12 protein-coding genes are annotated in these 13324 nt (G+C 51.9%); 10 read left to right on the forward strand and 2 right to left on the reverse strand.

The genetic code is table 11. The features are described from left to right. The first annotated feature begins 20 nt into the window (after positions 1 to 20). From CFK45_RS03920 to CFK45_RS03935, 4 genes are all read left to right on the forward strand, one after another. Positions 21 to 539: a Fur family transcriptional regulator gene (locus tag CFK45_RS03920; protein WP_096085221.1), complete on the forward strand. Its 519-nt coding sequence runs from the start codon at positions 21 to 23 to the stop codon at positions 537 to 539. Between the two features lie 3 nt (positions 540 to 542). Beyond that, positions 543 to 959, forward strand: coding sequence for a MerC domain-containing protein (locus CFK45_RS03925; RefSeq protein ID WP_096085116.1), 417 nt, complete (start codon positions 543 to 545; stop codon positions 957 to 959). A gap of 16 nt (positions 960 to 975) precedes the next feature. Then, entirely contained in the window at positions 976 to 1389 is a 414-nt protein-coding gene (hisI, locus tag CFK45_RS03930; RefSeq protein WP_096085117.1) for a phosphoribosyl-AMP cyclohydrolase, read from the forward strand. A 126-nt stretch (positions 1390 to 1515) separates the two neighbouring features. Next, entirely contained in the window at positions 1516 to 2538 is a 1023-nt protein-coding gene (locus CFK45_RS03935; protein WP_096085118.1) for a CobW family GTP-binding protein, read from the forward strand. Here CFK45_RS03935 and CFK45_RS03940 read toward each other — a convergent pair. Beyond that, on the reverse strand, positions 2535 to 3242 hold the full coding sequence (locus CFK45_RS03940) for a DUF3299 domain-containing protein (protein WP_239923541.1): 708 nt from the start codon (positions 3240 to 3242) through the stop codon (positions 2535 to 2537). The genes CFK45_RS03935 and CFK45_RS03940 overlap by 4 nt on opposite strands. 64 nt (positions 3243 to 3306) lie before the next feature. Between CFK45_RS03940 and CFK45_RS03945 the strand changes: the two genes are divergently transcribed. The 3 genes from CFK45_RS03945 to CFK45_RS03955 all read left to right on the forward strand — a co-directional run bounded on the left by CFK45_RS03945 (position 3307) and on the right by CFK45_RS03955 (position 5651). Beyond that, on the forward strand, positions 3307 to 3978 hold the full coding sequence (locus CFK45_RS03945; RefSeq protein WP_096085119.1) for an ABC transporter ATP-binding protein: 672 nt from the start codon (positions 3307 to 3309) through the stop codon (positions 3976 to 3978). A 1-nt stretch (position 3979) separates the two neighbouring features. After that, positions 3980 to 5212, forward strand: a complete 1233-nt coding sequence (locus tag CFK45_RS03950; protein WP_096085120.1) for an ABC transporter permease — start codon at positions 3980 to 3982, stop codon at positions 5210 to 5212. A gap of 67 nt (positions 5213 to 5279) precedes the next feature. Further along, a complete protein-coding gene (locus CFK45_RS03955) occupies positions 5280 to 5651 on the forward strand; it encodes an SgcJ/EcaC family oxidoreductase (RefSeq protein WP_096085121.1) in 372 nt (123 codons plus the stop codon). 59 nt (positions 5652 to 5710) lie between these two features. Here CFK45_RS03955 and parE read toward each other — a convergent pair whose 3' ends face one another. Continuing rightward, the gene (gene parE, locus CFK45_RS03960) at positions 5711 to 7597 is read right to left on the reverse strand and encodes a DNA topoisomerase IV subunit B (RefSeq protein ID WP_096085122.1); all 1887 of its coding nucleotides are present in this window, start codon (positions 7595 to 7597) and stop codon (positions 5711 to 5713) included. 469 nt (positions 7598 to 8066) lie between these two features. Between parE and CFK45_RS03965 the strand changes: the two genes are divergently transcribed. The 3 genes from CFK45_RS03965 (at position 8067) to CFK45_RS03975 (ending at position 13285) form a co-directional block, all read left to right on the forward strand. Beyond that, positions 8067 to 9332, forward strand: coding sequence for an NAD(P)/FAD-dependent oxidoreductase (locus tag CFK45_RS03965; protein ID WP_096085123.1), 1266 nt, complete (start codon positions 8067 to 8069; stop codon positions 9330 to 9332). Positions 9333 to 9349: 17 nt separating this feature from the next. Beyond that, entirely contained in the window at positions 9350 to 12025 is a 2676-nt protein-coding gene (locus CFK45_RS03970) for a nitrate reductase (protein ID WP_096085124.1), read from the forward strand. Positions 12026 to 12307: 282 nt separating this feature from the next. Then, positions 12308 to 13285, forward strand: a complete 978-nt coding sequence (locus CFK45_RS03975) for an ABC transporter substrate-binding protein (RefSeq protein WP_096085125.1) — start codon at positions 12308 to 12310, stop codon at positions 13283 to 13285. Positions 13286 to 13324: the final 39 nt, after the last annotated feature.

Consider the following 13324-nt stretch of genomic DNA (forward strand, 5'->3'; position numbering starts at 1 on the left):
ACAAAACCGCAGTGCAACACATGAAAAACGTGACAGCACCAAGCCACATAGACAGCCTAATCCAGCACGCTGAGATCCAGTGTAAAAAACAAGGTAGCCGATTAACCGATAAGCGTAAAAATGTTTTGCGCATTTTATTAAAAGCCGGCAAAGCGCTTTCTGCATATGAGCTTGTAGAGAACTATCAGACTGAGCTTGAAGAAAGCATACCGGTGATGTCGGTCTATCGTATTTTAGATTTTCTCGACGAGAAGCAGCTTGCTCACCGTTTACAGCTGGCCAATAAATATGTCGCCTGTGAGCATATTCACTGTGACTATCAACACAGCCAACCCCAATTTCTTATTTGCAGTCAGTGCCAGAAGGTCAAAGAAATTAGCTCAAGTGCCGAGGTTTGCAACGAAGTACACAACAATGTTGAAAAATCAGGCTTCCAAATAGCCAAAGCACAACTTGAGATCAGCTGTATTTGCAAAGACTGCGCTAACGAAAAAAACAACAAAACAGCAGCAAAAAAAAGCACCATTAAACAGGATTAGATTATGAAAAACCCATCGATTGTTGCCGATAAACTTGCCATCAGCTTAAGTTTTTTATGCACCTTGCACTGCCTGGCCATGCCATTAATGCTGATATTACTACCCAGCCTTGCCGCCTTACACCTCGATAACGAAGCCTTTCACCTTTGGATGGTTGCCGCAGTATTACCAACAAGCATATACGCGCTGACGATGGGCTGCAAAAAACACAAACGCTACTATTTGCTCGCCATTGGCGCCGCAGGGCTAAGCCTGCTGGTACTGGCGGTGATGCTCGGCGAAAGCGTGTTAGGCGAGCGGGGTGAAAAGATCTTTACTGCTGTTGGTTCAGTATTGATTGCCACCGGCCACTTTTTAAATTATCGCCTGTGCCGCCAAAGCCAAAACTGCGACACCCATGAGCGTTGCACAGATCACTAAGCACAGTAGCTAGTTTATGAAACGCCCCTATTTTGAGCAGCTCGAAAAACTTTCCGATAACAGCTTAATCGAGCTCGACGAGCTGCTGGCTAATATTGCCTTTAACGACCAGGGCCTGCTGCCCGTCATTTGTCAGGACGCAAACACCAGTGAAGTATTGATGTTTGCATGGATGAACCGCGAAGCACTTAGCCAGACAATAAAGCTCAAACGCATGGTATATTGGTCTCGCAGCCGCCAACAATTGTGGCAAAAAGGTGAAAGCAGCGGCCACATTCAAGAGCTTGTCTCAATGCAGCTCGACTGCGATGGCGATACACTGCTGTGCAAAGTCAAGCAGCGCGGCGCAGCTTGCCACACCGGCCGCAAGCACTGCTTTTATTTACATATCGAAGCCGATCAGCAGCGCGCTCGCATTCAAAGCAGCTAAGTTTTACAAGCCTTGTTTAGCGCGCCGCTGTAACCAAACACACGACCGCAGAACTTAGTTTCACAGCATTGGGCAGAGCTAAGAGCAGCACTGAGAATAGCAATAGCCACAACATTCGCAGCCGTCATGAAAGCACACACAACAGCCATCCACGCAGTACCAACAAACATCATTACCGGCTTTTTAGGTGTGGGTAAAACCTCAGCCATCCTGCACTTATTAAAAAACAAAGCGGCGGACGAGCGCTGGGCGGTTTTGGTAAATGAGTTTGGTGAAATAGGCGTCGACGGCAGTTTATTTGCAGGGCAACACCCGGAATCAGAAGAAGTATTTATTCGTGAAGTTCCCGGTGGCTGCATGTGCTGCGCTGCGGGTTTACCGATGCAAATCGCATTAAATCAATTACTAAGCCGCGCCAAACCAGACCGTTTATTAATTGAGCCAACCGGCCTTGGCCACCCCAAAGAAGTACTTGAAGTACTTTCCAGTGAACACTACCGCGATGTGCTTTCGCTGCAAAAAATTCTTACCCTGGTTGATGCCCGCAAGCTTGCCGATGCCCGCTACCGCGAACACAGCACCTTTCAGCAGCAAATTGCCATCGCCGATGTACTGGTTGCCAACAAACAGGATCTATATAGCGGCAATGAACAGCTCTTGCTCGAGGATTACGCCAGGCAATATGCCCGGCCAGAAGTGGCGCTAGTCTTTAGCCAAAACGGCCAGTTTGCCCCCCAGCTACTTGATGGCGCAACATCCGCCTCTATTGCCACGGCAAGTTCTAGCCATCACCACTCGGGCCACACTGCAAATAAAGAGCTTGTCGCAGACCTACCCATGCCTGATAGTGGTTTTCTTAAAGCCTGTAACAAAGGGGAAGGTTTTATCAGCAGTGGCTGGCGCATTTCACCCCAGCACGTTTTTAGCTACGACAAATTATTTGCTTTTCTAAGTGGTTTACATGCAGAGCGTATGAAGGCGGTATTTATTACCGAGCAAGGCGTTTTTGCCTACAATTTAAGCTCTGATGCCCTGACCGAAATGGAACTGGACGACTGCCTCGAAAGCCGCATCGAAATTATTGCCGACCGGGAAGACGCAAGCTGGCAAGAACAATTGATGGCGTGTTTGAACGAAGATTACACCTAATAATCGGTGTAGGCCTCAATATAATCCAGGCTCATTGAATACGCCGCCGTACCCAGCTCATTTTCGGTTACCGATGCGGTTAAAATGCCGGAAATCCAAAACGGGTCGTACAAATCATCCATCGCCAAGCCCTGTTTATATTCAACAAAGACAATCTGATTTGGCGGCGGTGGCGGCGAATGTATGCAGGCGCCAAAAAACGGCACCAAAAAGAACTGGGTGATCGCCTGTTCATCATTAAATTCCAAGGGCACAATAAAACCGGGGATACGAATAGCGCGACCATCCATCGCCTCGATAATACGCGTAGACACCAAAGCCTGTTGATATCTGTCTTCACTGACCTCGGAAGAAATACTGCCCTGCAATTCATCTATCAGCTGATCGTCGCTCGAACCCTCTTCGATCTCACTGATATAAGCGGGCGGATTTAGCAGGGCGTCAAGGTCGTCCTTGGGCATCAGCTCAACCCACTCAACTTGTTGATAGGCAGATTTATCGAGCGGCTTTTGCAGCGCCGCACTGCCCTGTGCCGGCTCCTGTTCGGCATCGTTCGCCTGGTCTGCGTCGTTTGCCTGGTCATTATTTGGGCCGCAAGCACTTAGAAACAAGCTAAATGTGAGGCTTATAACAACATATTTACAGTTCATATCAAACCAACCATCATTACTGACCTCACCACTAACACGACCGAGCTTAAGCATTACGCGCCAGAATGATAGCGTGTATCATTCGCCTTGTTCAACGTAAAAACAGTGAATGTAGTCCATGAGTATTGAACTGAGCAATCTGCGTTTTACCTATAAAGACAGCCCGAATCAAACAGTATTACATATAGATCACTGGCAGGTCGGCGAGCAAGAACAGGTATTTATTCACGGGCCCTCCGGCAGCGGCAAGTCAAGCCTGCTTAATATAATCAGTGGAGTGCAAAGCCCCGACAGTGGCGACGTTTATGTACTTAAACACGCGCTCCACCAAATGAAAAGCCGCCAGCGCGATCGTTTTCGCGCACAGAATATCGGCTACGTATTCCAGCAGTTTAATTTAATCCCCTACCTTAACGCTATCGAGAACATAGAGCTGGGCAATTATTTCGCGAGCGGTGAAAAAGCTGATAAAAGATTTATTCAAGAGCTACTAAAAGAGTTGAATATTGCCGAGAACCTGTGGCTCAAACCATGTAGCAAGCTCAGCATTGGCCAGCAACAGCGCATCGCTATTGCGCGGGCACTTGTCAACAAACCGAGATTACTTATTGCCGACGAAGCCAGCAGCTCTATTGATTACCACAACCGCGATATGTTTATGAAGCTGCTGATGTCGCTAAGCAAAGAGCACAATATAAGCTTGTTATTTGTCAGCCACGATATGAGCCTTAAGCATTATTTTCCCCGAGTTGAAGCCATGACAGATATTAACCGGGTTGAGGCCAACTGAGATGTTTATTAAGTTAGCTCAAAAAAGCCTGAAAAATCGCGCCGGCTCAGTTGTACTAACCGTACTGGCAATGAGCGTCAGCATTTTTGTACTTTTGGCGGTCGAACATATTCGCCAACAAAGCAAGGCAAGTTTTGCCAGCACGGTATCCGGCGTCGATTTAATTGTCGGCGCAAGAACCGGCAGCCTGAACTTGCTGCTTTATTCTGTTTTTCATATCGGCTCACCAAGCAACAATATCAGCTGGGCCAGCTACGAAAAAATAGCCCAAATTAAACAAGTCGATTGGGCCGTACCGATTTCTCTCGGCGATTCCCACAAAGGTTATCGGGTTATCGGCACCAGCACTGATTTTTTCACACACTTTAGTTATGGCAATAAACACAAATTAAAATTTTCCGAAGGCGCAGCCTTTGAAAAACTCTACGATGTTGTTATCGGCGCTGAACTTGCCGCCAAACTGAATTACAAGTTGGGCGACAAAATTGTGCTCGCTCACGGCGTTGCCAAAACCAGCTTTAGCATGCACGACGACAAACCTTTTACTGTGGTCGGCATACTCGAAGCAACGGGCACACCGATTGATCAGAGTCTCTATGTCAGCCTCGCCGGAATCGAAGCCATTCACACAGGCTGGCAACACGGAGTAAAACAGCCCGGCTCAGCTGTAAACGGCACACCAACACAGCAGTTAAAACCCGAGAGCATTACCGCATTTATGCTTGGCTTAAACTCGCGCTTAGCGGTATTTAAAACTCAGCGCGAAATCAATAATTATCGCGGCGAAGCATTGAGCGCAATTTTACCCGGTGCCACGCTCGCCGAGCTCTGGCAGATGATGAGCCTGATGGAAAACAGCCTGCGCTTTGTTGCCAGCCTGGTTTTTGTCGCTGCGATTCTCGGTTTAAGTGCCATGCTTATGGCCTCTATTCGCGATAGAAAGCACGAAATTCACCTGCTGCGAATTATTGGCGCACCGCCGGGTTTTATATTTTTATTAATCGAACTCGAGGCTCTGATAATTTGCTTGCTAAGCATGCTGTTGGCAACTCTGACACTCACTGCAAGCTTGAGCCTCAGTCACAGTTTTATTTTAAGCCACTTTGGCCTGAGCATTAGCAGTAATATCTTTTCGCCAAACAGCCTTTACCTGCTGCTCAGCATCGCGGTAGCGGCTCTTTTATTAGCGGCCATACCTGCGCTAAACGCCTACAACAGTGCCAAAAAACCTTGAAAATGCGCCAGTCCTATGTACCCTTGCCCGACCGATTCTTGTCAACCAATTCACGAGGAGCATAACCGTGGTCAATAAAGACGAAATCTCAGCCCTGTTCGACGCCTGGAACAGCGCCCTGCAAACACGAGACCCGAAAAAAGTTGCTGCCCTTTATGAAAGCAATGCCATTTTACTGCCGACAGTTTCCAACAAGGTTCGCCATAACCATGAAGAAATTGAGGATTATTTTGTTGCGTTCTTAGCCAAAGAACCGGTCGGAAAGATCGACGAAGCCAACATTCGCAGCTTTGGTGATGTCGCTATCAACTCCGGGGTTTATACCTTTACCTTTGGCGACGGCGCTAAAGTTCAAGCGCGCTTCACTTATGTTTACCGCTGGAACGGCCAGCAGTGGAAGATTGTTGAGCACCACTCTTCGCAAATGCCAGAGGGCTAAGCGCCAAAAGCGCAGCAAAGATTAAAGGTGCGATACGCACCTTTAATCTTATTAACAACTTAACCAACTTCAGCCAAGTCGCCTTTGCTCTCGAGCCAGGCTTTTCTATCCGAGCTGCGTTTTTTAGCCAGCAGCATATCCATCACCGAATGAGTATCGTCGCCCGGCTCCATTGTAAGCTGCACTAAACGGCGCGTATCCGGCGCCATCGTGGTTTCGCGCAGCTGCAGCGGGTTCATTTCACCCAGGCCTTTAAAGCGCTGCACATTGACCTTGCCTTTTTTCTTCTCCGCTTCAATGCGATCAAGCACACCGTTTTTCTCAGCCTCATCCAGCGCGTAGTAAACGTCGTTACCGATGTCGATGCGGAAAAGCGGTGGCATTGCCACAAATACGTGGCCGGCCTTAACCAAAGCCGGGAAGTGGCGAACAAACAAGGCACAAATCAGCGTTGCGATATGCAAACCGTCGGAATCGGCATCCGCCAAAATACACACTTTGTGGTAACGCAGCTTTTCGAGGTTGTCGACGCCCGGGTCGATGCCCAGCGCAACGCTGATATCGTGCACCTCTTTCGAGGCGAGCACCTCGGCACTGTCGACTTCCCAGGTATTTAGGATCTTGCCGCGCAGCGGCATAATCGCTTGGTATTCGCGGTCGCGGGCTTGCTTGGCCGAGCCGCCGGCCGAGTCACCCTCAACTAAAAACAGCTCGCCGCGCTCGGGCTCGGCGCTGGAGCAGTCGGCAAGTTTGCCAGGCAGGGCCGGGCCCTGGGTGACTTTTTTGCGCGCAACTTTTTTGCTCGAACGCACGCGTTTTTGCGCATTGCTTATGCAAAATTCGGCGAGCTTGTCGCCTTCATCTGTGTGCTGGTTGAGCCACAGGCTAAACGCATCTTTGGCAACACCGCTGACAAAAGCCGCCGCCTCGCGCGAGCTCAGGCGCTCTTTGGTCTGACCGCTAAACTGAGGGTCGGCCATTTTTGAACTGAGCACATAACAGCAGTTGTTCCAGATATCGTCCGGCGCGAGCTTGACCCCGCGCGGAATCAAGTTGCGAATCTCGCAGTACTCGCGCATCGCATCCATCAGGCCGGTGCGCAAACCGTTGACGTGGGTGCCGCCCTGGGCCGTCGGAATCAGGTTCACGTAGCTTTCCTGGGTCAGCTCGCCGCCTTCGGGCAGCCATTGCACCGCCCAATCGGCCGCCTCTGTATTACCCTTAAAACTGCCGATAAACGGCTCAGCTGGCAGGTTTTCCCAGCCTTGCGTCGCCGAAACTAAATAGTCTCTAAGACCGTCTTCGTAGTACCACTTGTGTTTCTCTGCGCCGGCTTCATCGTGCAAGTTCACTTCCAGGCCCGGGCACAGTACCGCCTTGGCTCGCAGCAAGTGTTTTAGCCGGGCAATGCTAAATTTGGCGCTGTCAAAATATGAAGGGTCGGGCAGAAAACGCACCGTGGTGCCGGTATTGCGTTTGCCGCAGCTATCTATCACTTCGAGATCGCTGGCTTTGTCGCCGTTTTGAAAACCGATGCGATGAACCTGGCCGTCGCGGCGAATGGTCACTTCAAGTACCTTCGACAAGGCGTTGACCACACTGATGCCGACACCGTGTAAACCGCCACTGAACTGATAGTTTTTATTGCTGAACTTACCACCTGCATGCAGTGTAGAAAGTATCACCTCAACCCCGGGCACGCCTTTTTCCGGGTGTATGTCGACCGGCATGCCGCGACCGTTATCGGCGACACTGATGGAGCCGTCTTTGTAAACCACAACATCAATCTTGTTGGCGTGACCGGCCAACGCTTCGTCGACACTGTTATCGATAACTTCCTGGGCCAAGTGGTTGGGCCGCGTGGTCTCGGTATACATGCCCGGACGTTTCTTGACCGGGTCCAAGCCCGATAGGACTTCAATGTCTTCAGCTGAGTAGTTCGCCATAGTGCTCTGCGCCAGTGGTGTCGCTCGTTCTCGTTGTAGTTAAGCGACGAGTTAAGCAATGTAGTTAAGCAAAAGCGCATAGCATAGCGGGGGCAGCATCGAAGTAAAGAGACGGCCATCAGCAATCGCCACAAGAAACCCCCACACAGCGAATTGCACCAAAAACAAACACAGCAGGCAAAGCGCACCAACTAAGAACACTGCAAAGCTAAAAAGTTAAGGCTCATGTATCAGAGCCAGTTGAGCAGCCTAAGCCAGAACTAGAAAAGCGCCCCAATATTACGCAAAATAGCGCCAAGACACGCCACCCTGTGTATTTTTTGCCCAACCCTAAAAAGTTGGTACAATTCCTGCCCTTTCGAGCAAAGGCTTTGCGCCCATCTAGGGCAATGCAAAGTAAGACACGTTAAAGCCGCGCCGATGGCGGCGGACTGAGCTAGTTTTATCGCCCAAGAGGCCCAAGATATTTATGAGCGCACACAGCACTTCTCTACCTTCTCTTGTGATAGTCGGAAACGGCATGGTGGCCGGGCGCCTGCTCGACGAACTGCTCGAGCGGCAAAACCGCGACGGTGCAAAACACTACGAGATTACCGTTATCGGCGCCGAGCCTCACGGCTCGTACAACCGCATTATGCTCAGTTCAGTGCTCGCCAAAGACACCAGCGTCAAAGCCATCGTACAAAAAGACCACGATTGGTATCAGAGCAAAGGCATACGTTTTATTTCCGGCAGCCCGGTAACGGCCATCGAGCGCGAAGCCAAGTGGGTTGAAACGGCCTGCGGCCAGCGCGTTAGTTACGACGAGCTGGTACTCGCCACCGGCTCGCGCGCTGCGCGTATTCCAGCGGAAAACCTGGACCTCAACAACATCTTCTTATTTCGCACCATCGCCGACACCGAGGGCATGATGCAAGTTGCCGCTGGTGCCAGCAGTGCCGTCGTTGTCGGCGGCGGGTTACTCGGCCTTGAAGCGGCCTACGGCCTGGCCAAATTCGGTATCAAGGTCACGCTTGTGCACCGCAGCGGCTGGCTGCTAAATCGCCAGCTCGACAAACAAGCCGGCGCCATGCTCAAAACCGTCATGCAGGACATGGGCATAGAGTTTTGTCTCGGCGATGAAATAGCCAGCTTCCGCGAACAAAACGGCAGCGTTTGTGGCGCGCGCCTGAAAAGTGGCCGCGAGCTGCGCGCCGAACTCGCCGTGGTCGCCACCGGCATTACCCCGAATGCCGAGCTCGGCCTCGAGCACGGGCTCAACGGTCAGCGCGCGATCGACGTCGACGACTTTATGCAGAGCAGCGCCGCCAATATCAGCGCTCTGGGCGAGTGTATCGAGCACCGGGGCGCAACCTTTGGCCTTGTCGATCCACTCTGGCGTCAAGCTGAAACGCTGGCCGCACGCCTGGTTAATCGCGAGCTTGTGCCATTTGAAAACCAGGCCATCGCCACCAAGCTCAAAGTCAGCGGCGTACAGGTTTTCTCCGCCGGCCAGGTGCAAGAGCAAGCCGGGCAGCGCGCTGTTGTGATCGAAGACAAACAAGCGCGCATCTATCGCAAACTCATCATTGATCAGGGCCGTATCGTTGGTGTTGTGCTCTTTGGTGATGTACGCTCCGGCGCCCACTACTTCGATTTAATGCAGGCCGGCAAAAATGTAAGTGCGGACTTACCGCAGCTTATCTTTGGCCAGGAATTTGCCGAAAGCCCCGGCGATAAAGAATTAGCAGCCTAAGGCGGACCGATTACACCATGAGCTCACTGATTGCAAAAAGCGGAACCCACCACACAACCTGCCCCTATTGTGGTGTTGGCTGCGGCGTTAGCGCCGAAGTCAAAGACAATGTCCTGGTCGGCGTCAAAGGTCGCACAGACCACCCCGCCAATGAAGGCCGCCTGTGTGTAAAAGGTTCGGCCCTGCACGAGACCCTCGACAGCGACAACCGCTTGCTCAAGCCGCAGATTGAAGGCCGCGAGACCGGCTGGGATGAAGCGCTCGATCACATTGCCGAGCGCTGGAAAGCCATTGTCGACAAACACGGCCCGGATTCCGTCGCTTTTTATTTAAGTGGGCAGTTACTTACCGAAGACTATTACGTCGCCAACAAGCTGCTTAAAGGTTTTGTCGGCACCTCAAATATCGATACCAATAGCCGCCTGTGCATGGCCAGCGCCGTGGTTGCACACAAACGCGCTTTTGGCTCCGACGCGGTGCCGGCCAGCTACGAAGATCTGGAGCAGACCGATGTGCTGCTAATGGTTGGCTCCAACGCCGCCTACGCCCACCCGATTGTTTATCAGCGCATTGTCAAAGCCAAAAAAGAGCGCAACTTCAAAGTGATCGTGCTCGACCCGCGCCGCACAGCCAGCTGTGATATCGCCGATATTCACCTGCCGCTGGCCCCCGGTTCCGATGCGTTTTTCTTTAACGGCCTGCTAAGTTATTTAGCGGCTAACAACAAACTCGATACCGACTACATCGCCAAACACTGCGACGGTTTTGAAGCGGCACTCGAGGCCGCGCAAACTCAGGTGCCCGATTTAAAAAGCGCTGCCGAGGTTTGCGAGCTGGAGCAAGAGCAGCTTGCCAAGGTCTACGAGTTGTTTGCCGATAACGAGCGCGTAATCACGCTGTTTTCCCAGGGCATCAACCAGAGCAGTTCCGGTGTCGACAAGGGCAATGCCATCATCAACTGCCACCTGGCCACCGGCAAAATCGGCAAGCCCGGCGCAGCGCCGTTTTCGATCACCGGCCAACCCAATGCCATGGGCGGGCGCGAAGTCGGCGGCCTCGCCAATCAATTTGCCGCACACATGGGCTTTACCCCAGACGCCATTGAGCGAGTTGAGAAATTCTGGAATGCGGCCAATATATCCAAAAAAGAGGGCCTGAAAGCTGTCGACATGTTCCAAGCCGTTAACGACGGCAAGATCAAGGCGATCTGGATCATGGCGACCAACCCGGTGGTGTCCATGCCAGAGGCCAACAAAGTTAAAGAGGCCCTGGAAAAGTGTGAGCTGGTGGTTGTCAGCGACTGCATGGCCAATACCGACACTGCCGCCACCGCCAATGTGCTGCTGCCGGCAACCAGTTGGAGCGAAAAGCACGGTACCGTTACCAACAGTGAGCGCTGCATCAGCTTGCAAAAAGGTTTTATGCAGCCAGCCGGCATGGCCCGCCACGACTGGGACATTATGTGTGACTTCGCCAGGCGCTTAGGTTTTGGCGATGCTTTTAACTATCAACACCAGGTTGAAATTTTCCGCGAGCACGCCGAGCTCAGCGGCCTCGACAACAACGATACCCGCGCCTTTAATATCAGCGCCCTGGCCGATATCAGCCTCGACGACTACGAAAACTTTGCGCCGCGCCGCTGGCCCTTAACCGCCAACAAACCCGAAGGCACTTTGCGCCTGTTTGAAGACGGCCAGTTTTTTACCCCCAATAAGCGCGCGCAGTTTATTCCGATTAACGCCCGCCTGCCCAAACTCAAAGCTCAAACGGGCCAGCTGGTGATGAACACCGGCCGCATTCGCGATCAGTGGCACACCATGACCCGCACCGGCAAGGCATCGCGTCTGCTCGCCCACACCGAAGAGCCCTATGTACAGGTGCACCCTAAAGACGCCGAGCTTTTTAACATTAAAGAGGGCGGCCTGGTTGAACTTGAGAATCAAAACAGCCGCTATCTGGGGCGCGCATTAATCAGCGACGATCAGCGCCGCGGCGAAGCGTTTGTACCGATGCACTGGAACAAGGTCTACGCCTCCCACGGCCGCGCCGATGCGCTGGTCAACGCCATTACCGACCCGATCTGCGGCCAGCCCGAGTTTAAACACAGCCCGGTCAAGACCAAGGCTTACCCAGCGGCGTGGCAGGGTTATTTATTGTCTAGTTTTGAAGTCACACCAAAAAGTGATTACTGGGCCAAGATGACCCTCGACGCAGGTTTTAACTACGCAATTGCCGACAGTCGGGGCGTTGCCAACTGGGCCGAGTGGTTAAACGAGCTCTACCCGCAAATTGAAGACTGGATCAGCCTCGAAGACAGCGATGGCCATTTTGTTCGCCACGCCGGCTTTCGGGGTGGCGTGCTCAGCGTTGCCCTGCTGATCGACAAAAACAAACAAGCGCTGCCGAATATGCAGTGGCTGAGCTCGATGCTCGGCAAAGAAATCAGCCTGCAGGACCGCTTTACCGTGCTTGCCGGCAGCCCCGCCGACGACAGCCAGAGTCCCGGAGCCATTATCTGCTCGTGTTACCAGGTTGGTGAAAACCAAATTCGCGCGGCAATCGCTGAAGGTGCCGACAGTGTAGAAAAACTCGGTGCGCTGCTCAAATGTGGCACCAACTGCGGCTCCTGTGTGCCCGAGCTCGGCGCCATCGTCGACGACGAGCTGGCAGCACTTGCTGTCGAAGCGAGCTAAACCCAGCTTTAGCACTACCAAAAAAGGCGTTTAACTTTGCCCGCAAACAGCACAAGTTAAACGCCCCTTTCCTGCCCCCAAATCTTGCACAACACTGTCTATGCGCACTTAAGTTGGGATAAGCCCGCGCCCATCTGCCTGCCAGCCCAGCCTCGCCCACGTAACTTTCTCTTTTAAAAACATACGCTTAACAAGCCCTCCCCGGGGCTGGCATATGAATTGCGCTATTGGTATTACGAATTTCAATTTTTGTAATACCGATAGCGTACTCAGGGGGCACGTATGACTAAGAACTTGCTACAGGCTATTGCAGCTACTTTTTTTGCTGTTTTACTAAGCGCGGCAAACTGCACAGCCGCACCGTTAAAAATTGGCTATTCCGATTGGCCCGGCTGGGTAGCCTGGGAAATTGCCATTGAAAAAGACATGTTCAAAAAAGCCGGCGTCGACGTTCAGTTTGAATGGTTTGATTACGTCGCTTCGATGGACGCTTTTGCCGCCGGCCAGCTCGACGCGGTAACCATGACCAACGGCGACACTTTAGTTACCGGTGCCTCCGGTGCTCCGAGTGTTATGGTGTTGATCAACGATTACAGCAACGGCAACGACATGCTGGTTGCCCGGCCTGGCATTAAGAACGTTGAACAACTTAAAGGTAAAAAAATTGGTGTCGAGATTGGTTTTGTCGGCCACCTGCTTTTACTCAACGCCCTGGAAAAAGCCGGCTTAAAAGAGAGTGATGTGACGCTGGTCAATGTGCCGACCAACGAGACACCGCAAGTACTCGCCAGTGGCGACGTCGATGCAATTGTCGCCTGGCAGCCAAATTCCGGCCAGGCACTTGAACTTGTACCTGGATCAACAGCCATCTACACCAGCGCCGACGAGCCGGGGCTTATTTACGATGCGCTCTCGGTTTCACCTGCAAGCCTGGCCGCGCGCAAGCAAGACTGGCAAAAAGTTGTAAAGGTTTGGTATCAGGCTGTAGCTTATCTCAACGACCCCAAAACCCACGAAGAAGCCGTAGCAATTATGGCTGCACGTGTCGGCCTCGAAGCCGAAGCCTATAAGAAGTTTATCGCCGGCACCAAAATCCTGACGCTAGATGAAGCCAAAGCATTTTTTAGTAAAACCGAAGGTTTTACATCGCTCTACGGCTCATCAAAAATTTCAGATGAATTTAATGTCGCCAACGACGTGTATAAAACACCGCTCAATATCGATGACTACATCGACCTTAGTTTAATGAAGTCACTGTAAAGAACCAGCGGGCTTTATTGTTGCTCAATCGGCAATAAA

Origin of the sequence: Agaribacterium haliotis (genome assembly GCF_002312815.1) — a bacterium.
In the GTDB taxonomy this organism is placed as follows: domain Bacteria; phylum Pseudomonadota; class Gammaproteobacteria; order Pseudomonadales; family Cellvibrionaceae; genus Agaribacterium; species Agaribacterium haliotis.